Origin of the sequence: Sulfitobacter sp. CB2047 (genome assembly GCF_000735125.2) — a bacterium.
GTDB lineage: Bacteria > Pseudomonadota > Alphaproteobacteria > Rhodobacterales > Rhodobacteraceae > Sulfitobacter > Sulfitobacter pontiacus.
On sequence record NZ_CP072613.1, the window covers coordinates 1,858,697 to 1,877,712 of the forward strand.

Genomic DNA, 19,016 nt, shown 5'->3' on the forward strand with positions numbered 1-19,016 from the left:
GGCCAGTCTCTAGACCTATAGCTTTGCCAATACCGCCCGCGCCGCGCGCAGGCCCGGGCTCTCGCCCCCCTTGCCGAGCCTCTCCATCGTCAGCGCCATCGCGTCCTTTTGATCCTCGGGATGCGCAAAAACATGCGCCAAACCGCCAGCGATCTTATCGGCGGTGCAATCGGGGCCCAGAAACTCCGGCACGACGCGGGTGTCGGACACAAGGTTCACCAAAGTCACCGTATCAATCAGCGCCATCGCTTTGATCAGACGGAAGCTGAGCCAGTTCATCCGGTAGGCGATCACCATCGGCAGCGATGCGGCGGCCAGTTCCAGCGACACCGTGCCAGAGGCCGCAAGTGCCACGTCCGCGGCGGCAAAAGCCGCCCGTTTCATCGCGGCACCTTCCTCCCTGCTGCCCGCACGCGGGTCCAGCACGATGGGGCGCACCGTCCAGCCCTGGGTCTGCGCAATCACCGCGTCTGCCACAGGACCAGCGGCGGGAATGACCACGCGCAGATCAGGATGTGTCCGGGCAAAACGGGCCACCGCATCGCCGAACACATCCGACAGACGCGCCACCTCTGACCGCCGCGATCCGGGCAGGACGAGCATCAGGGGGGCATCCCCGATCTCATGCGCTTGACGAAAGGCAGCGGCTTCGCGGTGTGTGGCGATCTTCTCTCCGACTACGGGATGGCCGACGAAATCGCAGGCCATGCCCTCGGCCTCCATCAGGGGCGGCTCGAAGGGGAAAAGCGCAAGCACATGATCGATATACCGCGCCATCTTTTTCGCGCGCCCGGGACGCCAGGCCCAGACCGTGGGCGCGACGTAATGAACCGTGCGAATATCCGACGCCGCCTTGACCCGCTTGGCCACGCGGAGCGAGAAATCGGGGCTGTCGATGGTGATCATCACATCGGGCCTTGCTTCAATCACGGCCTGCGCCGTCTCGTTGATCCGCGCCATCAAGGATTTGTATTTCGGCAGGATCTCGGCGATGCCCATGACAGACAGTTCGGACATATCAAAACGGCTGGTCAGCCCTTCGGCGGCCATATCCGTCCCGCCGATCCCGTCAAAGGTGATGTCGGAGCGCAGGGATTTCAGCCCTGCCATCAGCGCGCCCCCCAAACGGTCGCCCGAAGGTTCGCCCGCGATGATGAACACCTTCATGTCGCGGCCCTTGCCCATAGCACGAGGTAAAATTCATCCGCCAAGGCGACGCAGGCGTCTGGCTCCAGCAGAATGACAGACCCCGCCTCGATCACGACACCCGCCAGCCCTGCCGCATGGGCGCGGCGCAGGGTGTCGGGCCCGATGGTGGGCATATCGACAAGATGGCTTTGGCCCGGCTTCGGACCTTTAAACAGCACCGCGCTGGCCGCGCGCGCACGATCAGGCAGGGTCGACAGCAGGTGATCCGTGCCGCCAATCGCCTCGACCCCCATGACCTGCCCTTGCCCGACGACGCAGCATTGCCCCACATCCATCGGCGCAAGGCAGCGCACCAAGGCAGCACCGCGCGCGGCGTCATCGCGCATCTGCGCATCCGGCTGACGCTGGCTGAACACGCCTTCGGCCGCCATCAAGTCGGGCGCGAGGTCATGCGCGGCAACGACGGTCAGCCCCGCTGTCTGGAAAATATCGACCAAGGCGCGCAGGGCACCGTCGTCCCCCGCGGCAAGGGCTTTCTGGAAGACCGGCACCAAGGGCAGCGTTGCCGCATCCAGCTTGGACGGATCGAAGGACGGCCGTGCCACGGCACCGCAGAAACACACATGCGTCACGCCGCGCGCGGTCAGCTCGGCCAGCAAGGTGCCAAGCGTTTCAAGGCGGAACACCAGATCAGGCTCCAGCCCGACCGGTGTCGTCCCCTCGTAGGCGCAGATCAAAGGCGCATCGGCCAGCGCGCCGGCCACCCGTTGAGGCAGTCCGCCGCCCCCTGCGATCAGCGCCAGCATCAACCCGGTGTCAGAAAGTGACGGCCCGTGTCGGCCAGCACGAAGTCGACGATCTCGCGGACGTAGTCGCTGCCGGTTTCCTCGCCCAAACGGCGGGCGCGGTCGTGGAATGTCCCCTCTCCCTGCGCCAGCATCTGGAACGCCGCGCGAAGGGCCGTGATGTCGGCACGGGTGACACCGCGACGCTTGAGCCCGACGAGGTTAAGCCCGTCCAAGACCCCTCGGGGCGCTTGCACCAGACCGTAGGGGATCACGTCATTTGTTACCATCGTCACAGCGCCGATGATGGCCCCGCGACCGATGCGCACGAATTGATGGATACCGGCCAGCCCGCCGATCAGAACATCGTCTTCAATGATGCAGTGGCCCGCGACGGCGGCATTGTTCACCACAATCACCCGGTCGCCAAGAATGGCGTCATGGGCGATGTGACAGCCCGCCATAAACAGCCCGTCATCGCCGATCCTGGTCACGCCGCCACCGCCTTCGGTGCCGCCGTTCATGGTGACATGTTCGCGGATACGGTTGCGCTTCCCGATCTCAAGGCGGCTGGATTCCCCTTTGAACTTAAGGTCTTGGGGGATTTCACCGATCACCGCGAAGGAAAAGATCACCGTGCCTTCGCCGACTTCGGTGTCGCCGGTGACGATGGCGTGGGACTTCACCTCAACGTTGTCATGCAGCACGACCCGAGGGCCGATGACGCAGAACGGGCCGACCTTGGCAGAGGCCGCGATCTGCGCCCCTTCCTCGATCACGGCGCTTGGGTGGATGTTGCCCATCAGGACAGGTCCATCATCGCAGTAAATTCAACCTCGGCCGCCATTTCACCCTCGACCGACGCGACGCCGCCAAATTTCCAGACTTTGCCGCCGGGTTTGCCGCGCAGGGTGTTCAGCTCCATCCGGACGACGTCACCAGGAACGACCTTGCGGCGGAATTTGCATTTGTCGATGGCCATGAAATAGACCTTCATGTCCTTATCCGCCATTTCCAGCGTGACACCAACCATCACCGCAGCGGTCTGCGCCATCGCCTCTACGATGGTGACGCCGGGCATAATCGGCATGCCGGGGAAATGCCCCTGAAAATGCGGTTCGTTCATCGTGACATTCTTAATCCCGACAGCGCTTTGCGTGCCCTGAATATCGACCACTTTATCGACCAGCAAAAAGGGATAGCGGTGCGGAATGATCCGCTGGATCATCTGGATATCGGCACTTGGCAGGGTGTCAGTCATTGCATGTCCTGTCTGTTAAAAGCTGTATGCTGGCTACCAATTCTGGCCGCCATGGGCAAGCGGGGGGATCAGTTCTTGCCGCTGCCGACCGACGCATCAAGCCGCTCTATGGCTTCGTCGGTGATGTCGATGGCGTTGGCGCTGACGAAGACCGACCGGCGTTCAAGGATCACGGCCGCCCCGGCTTCACGCATCATCTGTTCCAACACAGGGCCCGCAGCGGCCAGAAACACCTGGCGCTCTTTCTCGACCAATTCGTTCAACGCCCGCCCCTTTGCCGCTTGCGCCGCGCGGGTTTTCTGCACCTTTTCGTCAAAGGCATCCGCCAGCCCGCTGAAAGCATCGGGGCTGAGCTTGCTGCGCTGATCGGTGAGCTTGCGCTCCTCGGCCTTCAAATCCGCTTCGATCAGGCGGTTTTCGGCAGATATTTCAGCGCTTTGGGTTTCCACGTCATCCGCCACCCGCAGACCAAAGGCGCTTTCATTGAACACACGATCTGAATCGATGGTCAGGATCGGGCTTTGCACCACGCGCCGTTCAGACTGCTGTTGTGCAAAAACCGGCACCGCCGCAAGGGGCAGTACCGGAAGAAGGCAAATCAAGAGTGCCCGCAGTTTCATAACGGCCTCAGAAATCGGTCCGCAGGGTCACTTCGAACTTCTGCTCTTCGTCAAAGTCCTCTTTTTTCAAGGCCTTAGAGACGTTGAACTGCAAGGGACCAACGGGCGTATCCCAGAAGAGCGAGACACCGATCACGTGGCGGAACGAACCGGATTCACCAACGATAGACGAGCCCAGAGGGATCTCTACATCGTCGAGGTTCCAGACGTTGCCGACATCATAGAAGACGCCGCCGCTGATGCCGTATTCTTCGGGCAGACCCAGCGGGAATTCCGCCTCAAGACTACCAACCACAAAGAGGTTCCCCCCAAGGGAGTCGTCAGACCCGTTGCTTTGATCGCGCGGGCCGATGCCGCCGGTTTCAAAGCCGCGCATGATCGACGGGCCGATCAAGAAGCGGTCGGAAACGCGGTTGTTGCCTTCGCTCCATGCCAATGCCCCACCTTGCAAGGTGGCACGCAGGGTGACTTCCTCGTTGAAGATACGCTTTTCGCCGATGGCTTTGGCGGTGGTTTTCACGAACTTGGTGTCCCCCCCTAGACCTGCGAAATCCTGCCCGAATTGCAGCAGCACACCCGATGTCGGGTCAAGGCCGGCGCGGCGGGTGTCGTAGCTGTAGTTATACCCGATCGAAGAGGTCACCTGACGGCCTGCGGCGATGTCATTTGCGACGACAAAACCGGTTGTGGTATCGTCCCGCTCCGACATCTCAAGGTCGTCATAGGTATAGTTGAGGCTCAACCGTCCGTTTTCGCTGACAGGGAACGACAGGGTCGGCTGGAAGACGATACGTTCGGTGTCGAAGGAGTTATAGGACGAGCTTGTTTCGGCATAATCGAGGTTCAGGCCGAACGCCACATCACGCCCCAAGAGGCTCGGCTCGATAAAGTTGAAGCCATAGCGCTGTGCATCTTCAGCCGTGCTGACCGTCAGCTTGAGCTTCTGGCCGCGCCCCAGGAAGTTATCCTCGGCAAAGCTGACCGCGACGCCGATCCCGTCACTGGACGAGAACGACCCACCGAAGTTGAGCGAGCCTGTCGGCTGTTCCACAACATTCACGTCAACGACGACCTGCTCGGGGGAAGACCCCTCGCGGGCGTTGACTTCGGCGCTTTCAAAATAACCAAGGGCGCGGATGCGCTCGGCGCTTTCACGGATCTCGCGCGGGTTGAACGGGTCACCCTCTACGCTGTCGAACTGCCGGCGCACAACGCGGTCAAGCGTGGTGGTGTTACCTTCGATGTCGATCCGTTCGACAAACACACGTGGACCACGAGAGATGCGATATTCGACGTTCAGCGTCAGGTCGCGATCATTGCGCGTGACAACCGGTTCTACCCGCAGAAAATCAACGCCGTCACGGATGGCTTTGCGTTCCATCCGGGCGATATCCGTCTCGACCAGCGACGGCGAATAGACGGCACCGGATTTGGTCTTGATCACGCCACGATAATCGTCGGCGTTCACCCCGTTGATGGTCGAGGTCACGGTCAGTTCGCCGAACTTGAACTGTTGCCCCTCTTGCACGTTGAACTGCACAAAATAGCCGTCGCGTTCTTCGGTGAGCTGAGCGTTCGCCGCCGAGATGCGCATGTCGACATACCCGCGCGACAGGTAGAAATCGCGCAGCATCTGCTGGTCGGCCTCGATGCGTTCGGGCACAAAAGTGTCGCGTTTGATCAGTCGGCGGAATAGCCCCGCTTGCTTGGTCCCCAGAACGCGGCGCAGACGACGGTCCGAATATTCGCGGTTGCCGACAAAGCTCAGGCGTTCAATCTCGACGTTGTCGCCTTCGAAGACTTCAAACACCAGATCAACGCGGTTCTGGTCGCGGCGGATGACCTTGGGCTGGACGCGGGCGGCGATACGGCCGTCGTTGCTATAGGCCTGCGCGATGGCATTGGCGTCTTTTTCGGCTTGGGTCGGGTTAAAGACGCGGCGTTCGTCTGAATCAACGACCGACGCCAGCGCTTCGTCGTCGATGCGCGCGTTGCCTTCAAAGCTGATGCGGTTGATCGTGGGGAATTCTACGACCGTGATCACCAATGTCCCGCCGCGCGGTTCAAGTGCGACGCTTTCGAACAGGCCGGACGCCTGAAGGTTCTGGTAAGCATCGTTCAATTCGCCCGCGCTGATCGCCCGACCACGCGCGATTCCTGCGCGGCTTAGGATGGCGCTGTCGCCGATCCGTTCGTTGCCGTCGATCTGAACTGTATTGAACTGATAGCTTTGCGCGTCAGCATGTGGCGCTGGCACCAGCCAAGCGACTGATAACATTACGCAAAAAGAAGCGCTGCGCAAGGATTTCGCAAAAGGAGTGAAAACCGCTGTTTCGGTGGGCTTATTCCACCTGTCGTTGTGCATCATTTGCCCTACCCGCTGTCAAAAAACTCTTTCGTCCTGACTAGACAGGTTAGCGGCCTTTGTCAAAACGAAGAGACCGCCATACACCTATATAGTGTGTATGACGGCCAGTTGGATCACGATAGAGTGCGGGAGGGCACCTGGATAGGGAGAGAGAACGGCGTTATGCGCCGATCCACGCGCCGGCGGTCAGCGCGATGATCAGGAAGCCGAAGTACAAAGCGCGGTCCCAGTTCAGATCAACCAAAAGGCTCAAACCGCGATAACTTGTCTTGAACGTCTGCATACTCGTATCCTTTGTAACTTGGATCGAATATCGCAGGCGATTGCGGCGCTCGTTTGACCAATTAAGGCAGCAATAAGACTTTTGTAACTTTTTACCCCCTTTTAGGCGGCAAAATATCGCCTAAGGGCAGAATAAATCGTTACCCAAGGCAAAGACCATTAACCCCAGCACCAAGGTCAGACCAATGGTCATCAGGATGCGCAACGCGCCATCGCTGGGTGGTTTGCCGGTCACGGCTTCATAGGCGTAGAACACCAGATGCCCGCCATCCAGCGCCGGAATCGGGAAGAGGTTCAGCAGACCGACCGCCGTCGACAGAACCGCGATAAAATAGATGAAGCTTTGCGCGCCCTGCGACGCCATCGCGCCAGAGGTTTGCGCGATCCCCACAGGGCCGCTCAGGTTACAGGTGCTGATATTGCCGACGATCATATGCTTGAGACCCGACAGCGACCCGCTGATGATCCGGCCTGTGTTCTCTACCCCACCCCAGAGCGCTGTCAGCACGCCAGGGTTCGTGGTGGCGGTGTCAAAGGCGGTGCCGCCCACGATGCCAATGCGCATCTGCGACTTGAAGCTGCCGTCCGGCTGCGGTTCGTCCGTCACTTTGGGGCGCAGGGTGATGTCCAGCATTTCCCCGTCGCGCCAGATATCAAGTTCAAGCGGTGTGCCTTCAGACGCTTCAACAGCGGTCTTCAACTGGCGGAAGGCGAAAATCTCTGCCCCGTCAACCGCGGTGATCACATCGCCGCTTTTCAGACCGGCCTCATAGGCCGCGGATTGCGGCATCACCTGCTTGACCAGCGATGGCATGACATAAGGCCCATCCACGGTCACGACGTCCCCGCCACGGTTCACCTCGTAGGGCAGCGGCTGGTCAAGCGGAATGCTGGCAAAGGCGTCGGCATAGGCGGTGGCATCGGACACCGGCGGCAGGGTCACCCCGCCGATAGAGACGATCTCGTCCCCTTCCACCAGTTCATTCTGGTCAAACGGCAGCGGGTGTAACTCCCCGACTGTCATCGGGTCACGCGGAACGCCGACCGACAGGCCGATGGCCGCGAAGACCAGAATGGACAGGGCAAAGTTGAACACCGGCCCCGCAGCGACCGTGGCCGCACGCGCCCATAGCGGCGCCCCATGCATGGTGGCACGCAACCGCTTGGGGTCCGCCTCGGCCGCTTCCATCGCGGCCACATCCTTGCCCGAGGCCGCATCCGCATCGCCCGCAAATTTCACGTAGCCGCCAAAGGGCAGCGCCGCGATCTGCCACTTGGTGCCGCGTTTGTCGTAGCGGCTGTAGATCACAGGGCCAAACCCGAGAGAGAAGACATCGGCATGGATGCCGGACCAGCGTCCGACGATATAATGACCGTATTCATGGATCGCGACGATCACAGACAGGGCAATCACAAAAGCCAGAAGCGTCCAGATCAGCCCGCCAAACTGCGGGATCAATGCCATAATATCCAAAACTCTACCCTGCCCTCTTTGTTATTGCGGCCCATGCGGCCTGCCTTGCCAGATGGTCCACCTGTGCGACGTTATCAAGTGTGATGGCCGCATCGATCACCCCATTGTCAGGGAAAAGCGCTTCCATCGTGTCTTCGACGATCTCGGCCATCTGGGGAAAGCGCAGCTTGCCGCCGATAAACCCGTCAAGCGCGACCTCTTTGGCGGCATTGAACACCGCACCGGCCATGCCACCACGCGCCATCACCTCGCGCGCGAGGCGCAGGGCGGGCCAACGGATGTCATCGGGGGCGCGGAAGTCAAAGCTGCCGATCTTTGCCAGATCCAGCCGCTCTACCGGCAAATGGGTACGGTCGGGGTGATGCAGGGCAAAGCCGATGGCGTGGCGCATGTCGGGCGGGCCGATATGCGCCATCAAGGCACCATCGTTGAACCCCACCAGCGCATGGATCATCGACTGCGGATGCACCAACACCTCGATCTGGTCGGGATCCACGCGAAAATATTCACGCGTTTCAATGACTTCCATCGCCTTGTTGAACATTGACGCGCTGTCGATGGTGATGCGCTGGCCCATGTCCCAGTTCGGATGGCTCGACGCCTGCTCTAACGTTGCATCGGCGAGCTTTTCCAGCGGCCAATCGCGAAACGCCCCGCCGCTGGCGGTGATGATGATCCGTTCCACCGCCGAGATATCCTCGCCGATCAGGGCCTGAAACACGGCGGAATGTTCGCTATCGACCGGCAGCATGGTGGCCCCATGTGCCATGGCCGTATCCAGCATCAGCTGACCGGCGCAGACCAACGACTCTTTATTCGCAAGGGCCAGCGTCGCGCCTTGCTTCAACGCCTCCACCCCCGGTGCCAGTCCCGCGGCCCCGATGATGGCGGACATGACCCAATCGGCGGGGCGTGCGGCGGCCTCGTTGATGGCTTGGGGTCCGGCGGCGGCCTCTACCCCCGTGCCCGATAGCGCGTCGCGCAGGTCGTCCAGCAGATGCTCATGGGCCGTGACGGCAAGCTGCGCGTTCAGCCGCTGCGCATCTTCGGCCAGCTGCGCGATATTGCTGGCACCGGTCAGCGCGACGACATCATAGGCGTCGGGCGCGCGCGCGATCAGATCAATGGTATTCTGCCCGATAGAGCCCGTGGCCCCGAAAATACTGACTTTCTTCATGGGATGAAGATCAGCTTAGCGCGGGGGTGATGGTCAGGAAACGACCAATGATCAGCAGGAACAGCGCCGCCCCCAGCATACCGTCGAACCGATCCAGCAAACCGCCATGACCGGGGATCAGGTTAGAGCTGTCCTTGACCCCCAAGCGACGCTTCATCCCGGATTCCGCCATATCACCCATCTGCGACGCCATCGACATGGCGACAGAGACACCGACCAGCTGCAAGCCCACACCGGTGTTGATCGAGAACAGGAAACCGACAGCCGCGGCCCCGATCCAGCCCGCCGCCGTACCGGACCATGTTTTCTTGGGGCTAACCTTGGGCCAGAACTTCGGCCCACCGATGGCACGTCCGGCGAAATAGCCAACGACATCGGTGATGACCACAACCAGTACCAGCCACATCAGCCAGCCAAAGCCGAAATCATCGCGCACCTGCGTCAGCCCGAAACCGGCAAGCATGATCATCACGGTGAAACACATGAAAATGGTGCGGTGCTTTTCCAACTGGCCAAAGCCCACCAACGCGGGGGCCAGCAGCACCGGCAGGGCAAAGCCCACGGGCAGGTAGATCGCGGCGAGCGTCGCCGCGCCCACCAGCAAGCCCATCTGCATCCGCGCACCACGGTTTGACGGGTTCAACATCCCCACCAGTTCCCACGCCATGACGCCGCAAATGATCGCGACAAGAACGTGGAACACGGGCCCGCCCAGATAGATACCACCCAGACCGACCACGATCATCGCCAGCGCCGACCCGACGCGCGCCGTGAGGTCGGACCAGCGTTCCGAAGAAGGTGTCATAGTGCTTTCCTTTCGTCGTACGATCAGGAGGACACGGCACCAAAGCGCCGGTCGCGATTGCCAAAGGCCGCACAAAGATTGCCAAACTCGGCCTTGGTGAAGTCGGGCCAGAGCGTATCAATGAATTCATATTCGGCATAGGCTGATTGCCACAGCAGAAAGTTCGATATCCGCGCCTCGCCACTGGTGCGGATCACCAGATCGGGGTCCGGCAAAACATGGGTATCCAGATAGCGCGGCAGGGTTTCTTCGTCGACGTCCTCTGGGCTGAGCAGACCCGCTGCAACGTCCTGTGCCAGCCGCTGTGTCGCGCGCGCGACCTCGTCGCGACCGCCGTAGTTCAGGGCAATCGTCAGATGGGTACGGGTATTTTCCGCCGTCTCTGCCTCTAGCACATTCATCAGCTTGACCAGTTTCGCATCCAGCCGGACACGGTCACCGATAAACCGGACGCGCACGCCCTTGGCTTTCAGCGCCTTGGTCTCTTTGGTGATATAGCGGCGGAACAGGCTCATGAGCCCCGCCACCTCGACCTGAGTACGTTTCCAGTTCTCGGTCGAGAAGGCAAAGATCGTCAGATATTCGACGCCGAAATCGGGGCATGCCTCTACGATTTCACGCACGCGTTTGGCACCGGCGTGATGCCCGAACAGACGCGGACGCCCTCGCTGGGTCGCCCAACGGCCGTTTCCGTCCATGATGATCGCAACATGGCGCGGTGCCCCTGGGACAAGCTGGAAGGTCTGGTCGGTCGCAGCAGGCATCATCTATCCTTATCGAACTGCAGGTCGATGCGCGGACCTTGGGTCGCGCGCATCGAGTAAGGTACTTAAACCTGCATGATCTCGGCTTGTTTGCTTTCAAGCTGCTCGTCGATCTGGGCGATGAACTTGTTGGTCATGTCCTGAACCTCACCCTCCCAGACTTTCTGATCGTCTTCCGACATGCCGTCGGCCTTGGCTTTCTTAATCTGGTCCATACCGTCGCGGCGCACGTTGCGGATCGATACACGGGCGCTTTCGGCATATTGCCCCGCGACCTTGGTCAGCTGGGTGCGGCGTTCCTCGTTCAGCTCGGGGATCGGCAACATGATGATCGTGCCATTCAACTGCGGGTTGATACCCAGACCGGATTCACGGATCGCCTTTTCGACCTTGCCGACCAGCGCCTTGTCCCAGACGTTGATGGTGACCATCCGCGGCTCGGGCACGTTGACGGTGCCCACCTGGTTGATCGGCGTGCTGCTGCCATAGGCGTCGACCATCACAGGCTCCAGCATAGAGGCGGAGGCACGGCCTGTGCGCAAAGAGGCAAATTCGGTGCGCAACGATGCGATTGCGCCGTTCATGCGCCGCTCAAGATCGTCTGTGTCCAGCATAAAATCGTCTGACATGATGTCCCCGGTGGTTTTGTAACTATCTAGATTTGAACCGATATAACGCGATCAAGCCCCCCTTGTATAGGGAGCCCCGCATCTATCGCAGGTTGGGGCCTAGCCCTGAACCCGTGTGTATGTGCCCTCGCCCGCGAGAATCCCCTTGAAGCCGCCCGGCTCGTCCAGAGAGAAGACGATGATCGGCAGGTTGTTGTCACGCGCCAAGGCGATGGCAGAGGCATCCATGACCCCCAAACGCTTTTGCAGCACATCGTCATAGCTGACGGCATCATAGCGGACCGCATCGTCGAATTTGGCGGGGTCTTTATCATAGACACCATCGACCTTGGTGCCCTTGAATATCGCTTCGCAGGCCATTTCATTGGCGCGCAGCGTCGCGGCGGTATCGGTGGTGAAATAGGGGTTGCCGGTGCCCGCGGCAAAGATGCACACGCGCTTTTTCTCAAGGTGGCGCACGGCGCGGCGGCGGATGTAGGGTTCGGCGACCTCGTTCATCGTGATCGCGGAGATCACCCGCGTGTGGATGCCCAGTTCCTCCAGCGCGGATTGCATCGCCAGCGCGTTCATCACGGTGGCCAGCATCCCCATATAGTCAGCGGTGGTGCGTTCCATCCCCTGAGCCGACCCTTGCAGCCCGCGGAAGATATTGCCGCCCCCGATGACCATGCAGATTTCGACGCCAAGATCGTGAACCGATTTGACCTCGTTCGCGATGCGTTGCACGGTTGGCGGGTTCAGCCCGAACCCCTGATCGCCCATCAATGCTTCGCCTGAAATCTTCAGCATGACCCGGTTGAATGTTACTTTTGACTGGCTCTCGGGCATGGGCGCACCTTTCAGGGTGTGGGAGGGGTTTTCATTGCGCCGTAAAATGTCGCAAATAGCGCAAACATTCAATGCTCCGTCAGAGGTTCACGCAAAGAAATGCCAGATGCCCCGCTGTCCCGCGTCTCTGACGTGGTTTCCTCTATCGACGCTACTGCGCCTGTCCTGATTGCGGGGCCCACGGCGTCGGGTAAATCGGCGCTGGCGCTGGCGATTGCGCAGGCTCAGGGCGGGGTGATTGTGAATGCGGATGCCAGTCAGGTCTACGGCTGCTGGCGCGTGATCTCGGCCCGCCCCCCAGCCGAGGAAGAGGCCTTGGCACCGCATCTGATGTATGGCCATGTCGCGGCACACGATCCCTATTCGGTCGGCCACTGGCTGCGAGAGGTAACCGAGGTGCTGCGCCAGCCCGCACGCCCGATCATTGTCGGTGGCACGGGGCTTTATTTCGCGGCGCTGACCAAGGGGCTGGTGGACATTCCCCCGACCCCCGATGCGGTGCGCGCCGCGGGCAACACCATGACCCGCGCGGCGATGATCGACGCGCTTGATGCAGAGACGGCGCGCCGCATCGATCTTTATAACCCCATGCGCGTCCAGCGTGCGTGGGAGGTGCAGCAAGCGACAGGGCGCGGGCTGGCCGCGTGGCAAGATGATACCCCGCCGCCCGTCCTGCCGATGGACCGCTGTCAGCCTGTCGCCGTTGCCGCGTCAAAGGACTGGCTGAACGACAGGATCATCCGTCGCTTTGACCAGATGCTGGACCAAGGCGCGCTGGACGAAGTCGCCGCCGTGCGCCCCGATTACGACCCCGCCCTGCCCGCGCACCGTGCCATCGGCGTACCCGAGCTGATGCGCTACCTTGACGGCGCGACACCGCTTGACGTGGCGCGACAGGATGCCATCATCGCGACACGGCAATATGCCAAACGGCAGCGCACGTGGATGCGCAAGAACACCGCCGATTGGCTGCAATATGTGCCGGGGTAGCACGCGGCTGCCAAAACGGCGAAATTATCTTTTGCTGCCTTTATCTTTCCGTATCTCTGTATAACGATAGTGTTTACTTGTCTTTTGCTGATAGGGTCATGCAATGACAGAGAACACAATCGAATTGCTGACGCTGGCGCAACTGTCGCAAGGGCAGGACTGGCGCGTGCAGCTTTGTCATGACCGTCCTGTGCATATGCTGATCTGGATCACCCGCGGTCAGGGGTTGCTGCAGCTTGACGGCCAGCGGCGCGGCTTGGGGGCGCATAACGCGGTGTTTATCCCTGCCCGTGCGCTCTTTGCCCTTGATATGGGGCGGCAGGGCATCGGGCAAGCGGTGGTGATCCCCGACGGCACCGAGCTGCGCCTGCCCCAAATGCCGCGCCACCTGCGTATTCGGGATGTGCAGGCCCAGACCGAACTGACCGGCCTGATCGAAGCCGCGCAGCGCGAACAACAGGCCAAGCGCCCGCTGTATCACGACGCGTTAGAGGGGCACGCGGCGCTGATGTCGGTCTGGCTGCGGCGCCAGATCATGCAGGACGAACATGTGCCCAACCGGCGCAACGCCGCCGCACGGCTCAGCGCGCGGTTCTGCCAGATGGTCTGTGAACACTACAGCAGCGGCGCGCCGATGGCGCAATACGCCGAAAGCCTGGAGGTCACGCCGACGCATCTGTCACGGGCCGTAAAATCCGCGACCGGCAAGACTGCGGCGGATATCCTGACCGAACGGGTGGTGCATGAGGCACGGCACCTGCTTGGCACGACAGAGCATTCCGCCCAGGATATCGCGCGCCACCTCGGCTTTGGCTCTGCCGCCTATTTTACACGGTTCATGCAGCAACACACGGGCCTCACACCCTCGCGTCTGCGGGCAACGGCGGCCTGACACGTCAGGGCCGGTGGCCGCAAGGACGCTGGGGTTAGCGCCTTTTCCAAAGTACCGAGTTGACCTGCCACCGCGACCTGTGGCTGACTGGTATTCAAGAAAAACACATCCGCACCGCCAATGTCATGGCCGAAAGCGGATAATAAGGGAGCCGCGCAGCGCGCAACGTATCGGCAAAAGCCGGACCGCGCTGCGACAAATTCAAACGCAGCCGCGCGCCTACAAGGTGTCGCCGTACCGCCGCGCAACAGGGTCATCACATGGGTATTTTCATATTGCGCCGTTTGGGCGTGATGGTGGTAACAGCGCTATGCCTGACCTTTATCGTGTTCTGGCTGACGAACCTCTATCCGAACCTAGAAAAGCTCGCCAAGACCCAAGGCAACTTCCGCATGTCCGACGAAGCGGTCGCAAGCTATCTGGGGGATCGCGGCTATCTTGACCCGCTGCCGGTCAAATTCGGCCAATGGCTGGGCGTCATGCCCGGATGGGTGACGCAAGAGGATGACGGCACCAGTTTCGGGCGCTGCTTTACCAAGGACACGCCCGAGGGCGACCGCCGCCGCTTTTGCGGTATCTTGCAAGGGGATTGGGGATTTTCCACTGTTTTCCAAGAGGATGTCGGCCCCACTGTCCTGACCCGGTTGGCGCTGACGGGCAAGTTGATGGGCTGCGTGATCCTGCTGATGGTGCCGATGGCGCTGATTGTGGGCGTGCTGGCGGGGATGCGCGAAGGGTCGCGGACGGACCGGACCCTGTCGACCTTTTCAATCCTGACAACCGCGACGCCTGAATATGTGTCTGGTGTCGTGTTCATCGCCCTGCTCGCCTCGTCGCGATTTGGGTTGTCGCCTCTGCTGGCCGACTGGGGCTGGATCGACAGCAAAACGCTGTTTCTGGGCTCCGCCGCCAGTGCGATGAAAGACGCGACCTTCTGGAACTTCTTTCTGCCGGTGCTGACCATCTCGCTTTACGGGATGGGCTATATCGCGCGCATGACCCGTGCTTCGATGACCGAGGTGATGACCGCGCAATACATCCGCACGGCGCGGCTGAAGGGGGTGAGCTTTGGCAACATCGTCCTGAAACACGCCCTGCGCAATGCACTGATCGCGCCGTTCACGGTGATCATGCTGCAAATCCCCTGGCTTCTGAACGGAGTCGTCATCGTCGAGACCCTCTTTAACTACAAGGGCTTCGGCTGGCTGCTGGTCCGCGCCGCGTCGAATAATGACATCGAGCTGTTGCTGGCCGTGTCGGTCGTGTCGGTGATCGTGGTGCTGACAACGCAGCTGATCTCGGACATCGGCTATGTCGTGCTGAACCCGCGCATCCGGATCACCTGAGGAGACAATGCAGATGGACCCCTTGACATGGACAGGTGCGCTGGACTGGGTGAACCCATTGCTGGGGGGCGCGGTACTGGTCGTGCTGCTTGGCATCGCGATGCAGATGGTCTGGCCCCTGCTGCCCACTTCCCCTGCGGGAGCGCGCCGCTTGGGGCAGATCACCACCGCGGGGATCGCGGCGGCGACGGCGTTGCTGATGGTCTATGTCGTCGGGGGCATTTTCATGGGTGCCGAGGCCGGCATCTTTGGCGGCATGGCGCAACGTCTGCTGCCGGTCTGGGTTGCCCTGATCGTGACCTTTGCCCTGTCGATCGCCTTCAAACGCCGGCTGGGGCTTTATGGCAAACTGTTTGACAGCACCGTCGGTATGATCGGCTTTGGGCTGGTGATGTTCTGGGTCTATACGGGGCTGTTCGGCGGGGTGTTCGACATGATCGTGACCCATGACAGCCTCAGCCAGACCTCGGGCATGAAGAACAAGCTTCCCGGCACACCACTGGCCCGTGCCGAGGATGGCGACTACCCGTGGTTCCTGCTGGGCGGCGATAACCTTGCCCGCGATGTGTTCAGCCGACTGATCAAGGGGGCCTGGGTGGTGATCCAGATCGCGCCGATGGCGACGGTCTTTGCCTTTATGGTGGGGATCACGCTGGGGCTGCCTGCGGGCTACTATGGCGGTAAACTGGACGTATTCCTGAGCTTTCTAGCCAATCTGATCCTCGCCTTTCCGGTGATCTTGATCTTTTATCTTCTGGTCACCCCCGAAATCGTGCTGACCGGACTGCCGAATTACATGGCAATTGTGCTGTTCATCTTTCCGCTAGTGTTCCTTGGGGTGCTGCTCAACACTCGTCTGCGCACGCAGCCAGGCACCCGCACGCCGGTGCTGGTCGTGGTACTGGGGCTGGTGGGCTGGCTTTACCTCGCGATGATCTCGGACGATGGGGCGTTGGTGCGCACCCAGACCTACGAGATCCCGGGCCTGCCCGCGTTTCTGGATTTCCTCGACATCGGGCCGGGGTTGCTGGTGGTCTTTGTCGCGGTGGTTTTCGTCAATGCGCCCACAGTATTCCGGATCGTGCGCGGGCTCGCACTGGACATCAAGACACGCGACTACGTGGCGGCCGCGCAGACCCGCGGCGAAGGACCGTGGTACATCATGCTATGGGAGATCCTGCCCAATGCCCGCGGCCCCCTGATCGTCGATTTCTGCCTGCGCATCGGCTATACCACGATCCTGCTTGGCACGCTGGGGTTCTTTGGGCTGGGACTGGAATCCGAAAGCCCCGATTGGGGCACCACGATCAACGCAGGGCGGCGCCTGCTGGCGCTCTACCCCCATGCGGCAATCGCGCCGGCGCTGGCTTTGCTCAGCCTTGTGCTGGGGTTGAACCTGCTCGCGGATGGGCTGCGCGAAGAGAGTTTGCGGGATTGATTTGGGATGGCCGCCGCCGGGGGCCAGCCCCCGCACCCCCGGAGTTTACTTGGCAAAATGAAGTATATGGTTGCGGTTGAAGGTAAGGGAGTTGGACATGGGCGAGGCATATGACGGGCCAATTCTGGAGATCGACGGGCTGTCGATCTCTTTCTTCACACGGCTGCGCGAAATTCCGGCGGTGATGGATTTCTCTGTCTCGGTCAAACCGGGCGAGGCTGTGGGGCTGGTTGGTGAATCCGGTTGTGGTAAATCAACGGTCGCCTTGGGTGTGATGCAGGACCTTGGGGTGAACGGGCGTGTCGTGGGCGGGTCCATCAAGTTCAAGGGGCGCGATCTGTCCCAGATGAGCGCCGCTGAGTTGCGTCAGATCAGGGGCAGCGAAATCGCGATGATCTATCAAGAGCCTATGGCCTCTTTGAACCCCGCCATGCGGATCGGGCAGCAGTTGATGGAAGTGCCGATGATCCACGGTGGCATGTCGAAACGCGAGGCCCATGCCCGCGCCTTGCAACTGGTGACCGACGTCAAGCTGCCGGACCCCGAACGTATCCTCAAGGCCTATCCGCACCAACTGTCAGGCGGGCAACAGCAGCGTATCGTCATCGCTATGGCCCTGATGTCAGAGCCGTCCTTGCTGATCCTGGACGAGCCCACCACAGCATTGGATGTCACGGTCGAGGCGGCGATCATTGATCTGGTCAAAGATCTGGGGCGCAAATACGGCACCTCTATGCTGTTCATCAGCCACAACCTCGGGCTGGTGCTGGACACCTGCGATCGCATCTGTGTCATGTACTCCGGCGAGGCGGTCGAGCGCGGGTCGATTGCGGATGTGTTCGACGGCATGCGTCATCCCTATACACAGGCTCTGTTCCGGTCGATCCCGCTGCCCGGTGCCGACAAGACCGCGCGCCCGCTGGTCGCTATCCCCGGCAATTTCCCCCTGCCCCATGAACGCCCCGAAGGCTGCAACTTTGGCCCGCGCTGTGATTACTTTGTCGCAGGGCGCTGCGATCAGGGTGCCATTCCGATGCTGGATGTGCCCGAAAACACGCGACACGCGACCCGCTGTATCCGCCACGATGAAATCGACTGGGCCGCGCCGATGGCGCATGCGGCGACCAAGTCGAAGGGCGAGGTTGGCGACGTCGTTCTGAAAATGGACAAGCTCAAGAAATACTATCAGGTGGCGGCGCATTCCATGTTTGGCGGCACCGGAACCAGAGTGGTTAAAGCAAACGAAGAGCTGAGCTTTGAAGCGCGTGCGGGTGAAACCCTTGCCATCGTTGGGGAATCCGGTTGCGGCAAGTCCACTTTTGCCAAGGTTCTTATGGGGCTGGAGACGGCCACAGCCGGTCATCTGCTACTGGATGGCCGTGATATCGGCACCACCGCGATCGAGGATCGGGGGACACAGACCGTCGCTGATATCCAGATGGTGTTCCAGAACCCTTTCGACACATTGAACCCGTCAATGACCGTGGGCCGCCAGATCATCCGCGCGCTTGAAGTGTTTGGCGTGGGCACATCCGCGCGTGACCGTAAGGCGCGTATGCTGGAGCTGCTGGATCTGGTCAAACTGCCGCGGGAATTCGCCAGCCGCATGCCGCGCCAACTGTCGGGCGGGCAGAAACAACGCGTGGGGATTGCCCGTGCCTTTGCCGGAGACGCGCGGATCGTGGTGGCGGATGAACCCGTCTCGGCGCTTGATGTTTCGGTTCAGGCGGCGGTGACGGATCTTTTGATGGAGATCCAGCAGGCGCAACAGACCTGTCTGTTGTTCATCAGCCATGACCTGAGCATCGTCCGATATCTTAGCGACCGGGTGATGGTGATGTATCTGGGGCATGTGGTCGAATTGGGCACCACGGATCAGGTGTTCTCTCCGCCCTACCACCCGTATACCGAAGCGCTGCTGTCAGCGGTGCCAATCGCCGACACGCGGGTGAAGAAAAAACACATCGTGCTGGAAGGCGATGTCCCCTCGGCGATGAATCCGCCGCCCGGTTGCCCCTTTCAGACGCGCTGCCGATGGAAATCTCGGGTGCCGGGAAATCTGTGCGAGAAGCAGGTGCCAGAGCTGCGGCCGCTGGCGGCGGGGCATACGGTAAAATGTCATCTGGATGACGCGCAGCTTGCGGCGATGGAGCCGGTGATCGAGATGGACGTTACGGCGCGCTGAACCCTTCGCTACGCATCAAAAAA

Annotated in this window: 18 protein-coding genes; 5 read left to right on the plus strand and 13 right to left on the minus strand. The window is 61.0% G+C overall.

The genetic code is table 11. The features are described from left to right. Positions 1-15 precede the first annotated feature (15 nt). The 13 genes from lpxB to pyrH all read right to left on the minus strand — a co-directional run bounded on the left by lpxB (position 16) and on the right by pyrH (position 12,142). Positions 16-1,167, minus strand: a complete 1,152-nt coding sequence (gene lpxB / locus IV89_RS09185; protein WP_037945017.1) for a lipid-A-disaccharide synthase — start codon at positions 1,165-1,167, stop codon at positions 16-18. Beyond that, on the minus strand, positions 1,164-1,955 hold the full coding sequence (lpxI, locus tag IV89_RS09190; protein WP_037944232.1) for a UDP-2,3-diacylglucosamine diphosphatase LpxI: 792 nt from the start codon (positions 1,953-1,955) through the stop codon (positions 1,164-1,166). Before lpxI ends, lpxB begins: the two co-directional genes overlap by 4 nt. Further along, positions 1,955-2,737 carry an acyl-ACP--UDP-N-acetylglucosamine O-acyltransferase gene (lpxA, locus tag IV89_RS09195; RefSeq protein ID WP_005853423.1) on the minus strand — a complete coding sequence of 261 codons (783 nt, stop codon included), beginning with the start codon at positions 2,735-2,737 and terminating at the stop codon, positions 1,955-1,957. Before lpxA ends, lpxI begins: the two co-directional genes overlap by 1 nt. Then, positions 2,737-3,195, minus strand: coding sequence for a 3-hydroxyacyl-ACP dehydratase FabZ (gene fabZ, locus IV89_RS09200; protein ID WP_005853421.1), 459 nt, complete (start codon positions 3,193-3,195; stop codon positions 2,737-2,739). Before fabZ ends, lpxA begins: the two co-directional genes overlap by 1 nt. Before the next feature lie 68 nt (positions 3,196-3,263). Then, a complete protein-coding gene (locus IV89_RS09205; protein WP_037944231.1) occupies positions 3,264-3,815 on the minus strand; it encodes an OmpH family outer membrane protein in 552 nt (183 codons plus the stop codon). Positions 3,816-3,822: 7 nt separating this feature from the next. Continuing rightward, on the minus strand, positions 3,823-6,093 hold the full coding sequence (gene bamA, locus IV89_RS09210; RefSeq protein WP_037945015.1) for an outer membrane protein assembly factor BamA: 2,271 nt from the start codon (positions 6,091-6,093) through the stop codon (positions 3,823-3,825). Between the two features lie 250 nt (positions 6,094-6,343). After that, a complete protein-coding gene (locus tag IV89_RS18640; RefSeq protein ID WP_005853414.1) occupies positions 6,344-6,466 on the minus strand; it encodes a hypothetical protein in 123 nt (40 codons plus the stop codon). A 120-nt stretch (positions 6,467-6,586) separates the two neighbouring features. Next, a complete protein-coding gene (gene rseP / locus IV89_RS09215) occupies positions 6,587-7,939 on the minus strand; it encodes an RIP metalloprotease RseP (RefSeq protein ID WP_037944230.1) in 1,353 nt (450 codons plus the stop codon). Between the two features lie 4 nt (positions 7,940-7,943). Then, positions 7,944-9,116 carry a 1-deoxy-D-xylulose-5-phosphate reductoisomerase gene (gene dxr, locus IV89_RS09220; RefSeq protein ID WP_037944229.1) on the minus strand — a complete coding sequence of 391 codons (1,173 nt, stop codon included), beginning with the start codon at positions 9,114-9,116 and terminating at the stop codon, positions 7,944-7,946. Positions 9,117-9,126: 10 nt separating this feature from the next. Then, positions 9,127-9,921 (minus strand): phosphatidate cytidylyltransferase, encoded by a 795-nt coding sequence (locus tag IV89_RS09225; RefSeq protein WP_005853409.1) that lies wholly within the window; start codon positions 9,919-9,921, stop codon positions 9,127-9,129. A 23-nt stretch (positions 9,922-9,944) separates the two neighbouring features. Then, entirely contained in the window at positions 9,945-10,688 is a 744-nt protein-coding gene (gene uppS, locus IV89_RS09230; protein WP_005853406.1) for a polyprenyl diphosphate synthase, read from the minus strand. A 62-nt stretch (positions 10,689-10,750) separates the two neighbouring features. After that, positions 10,751-11,314, minus strand: a complete 564-nt coding sequence (gene frr / locus IV89_RS09235) for a ribosome recycling factor (protein ID WP_005853404.1) — start codon at positions 11,312-11,314, stop codon at positions 10,751-10,753. A gap of 99 nt (positions 11,315-11,413) precedes the next feature. After that, positions 11,414-12,142, minus strand: a complete 729-nt coding sequence (pyrH, locus tag IV89_RS09240; protein ID WP_009826990.1) for a UMP kinase — start codon at positions 12,140-12,142, stop codon at positions 11,414-11,416. A 99-nt stretch (positions 12,143-12,241) separates the two neighbouring features. Here pyrH and miaA point away from each other — a divergent pair, with 99 nt between their 5' ends. The 5 genes from miaA (at position 12,242) to IV89_RS09265 (ending at position 18,993) form a co-directional block, all read left to right on the plus strand. Beyond that, positions 12,242-13,132, plus strand: coding sequence for a tRNA (adenosine(37)-N6)-dimethylallyltransferase MiaA (gene miaA, locus IV89_RS09245; RefSeq protein WP_037944228.1), 891 nt, complete (start codon positions 12,242-12,244; stop codon positions 13,130-13,132). 103 nt (positions 13,133-13,235) lie between these two features. Then, positions 13,236-14,024: an AraC family transcriptional regulator gene (locus tag IV89_RS09250; protein ID WP_037944226.1), complete on the plus strand. Its 789-nt coding sequence runs from the start codon at positions 13,236-13,238 to the stop codon at positions 14,022-14,024. Positions 14,025-14,284: 260 nt separating this feature from the next. Further along, positions 14,285-15,370, plus strand: a complete 1,086-nt coding sequence (locus IV89_RS09255; protein WP_037944225.1) for an ABC transporter permease — start codon at positions 14,285-14,287, stop codon at positions 15,368-15,370. Between the two features lie 13 nt (positions 15,371-15,383). Beyond that, on the plus strand, positions 15,384-16,808 hold the full coding sequence (locus IV89_RS09260) for an ABC transporter permease (RefSeq protein WP_037945014.1): 1,425 nt from the start codon (positions 15,384-15,386) through the stop codon (positions 16,806-16,808). Positions 16,809-16,905: 97 nt separating this feature from the next. After that, entirely contained in the window at positions 16,906-18,993 is a 2,088-nt protein-coding gene (locus tag IV89_RS09265) for an ABC transporter ATP-binding protein (protein ID WP_037944224.1), read from the plus strand. The last annotated feature ends 23 nt before the right edge of the window (positions 18,994-19,016 follow it).